Annotated in this window: 1 pseudogene; it reads left to right on the top strand. The window is 68.0% G+C overall.

The features are described 5' to 3' along the window. Positions 1–465, top strand: a pseudogene (locus J5M67_RS28335) (glycine dehydrogenase (aminomethyl-transferring)); the annotation flags it as partial.

Below are 465 nucleotides of genomic sequence, written 5' to 3'. Positions count from 1 at the left end.
CTACATCGCGAAGCGCCTCGCGCCGCACTATCCGGTGCTGTATTCGGGCCCGGGCGGGCTCGTCGCGCACGAATGCATTCTCGATCTGCGCCCGATCCAGGATTCGAGCGGCATCACCGTCGACGACGTCGCCAAGCGCCTGATGGACTACGGCTTTCACGCACCGACGATGAGCTTCCCGGTGCCGGGCACGCTGATGGTCGAGCCGACCGAATCGGAATCGCAGGAGGAACTGGACCGCTTCATCGCGGCGATGATCGCGATCCGCGACGAAATCCGCGCAGTCGAGGAAGGCCGCGCCGACCGCGAGGACAACCCGCTGCGTCACGCGCCGCACACGGCCGCCGTCGTCACCGCGAACGAATGGCCGCACGCGTACTCGCGCGAACAGGCCGCGTTCCCGGTCGCGTCGCTCGTCGCGAACAAGTACTGGCCGCCCGTCGGCCGCGCGGACAACGCATATGG

The sequence above is a fragment of the Pseudomonas sp. 30_B genome (genome assembly GCF_017491605.1).
Lineage (GTDB): Bacteria > Pseudomonadota > Gammaproteobacteria > Pseudomonadales > Pseudomonadaceae > Pseudomonas.
Note: the sequence above shows the minus strand (reverse complement) of the source record. Positions and strands in the feature narration are given on the sequence as shown.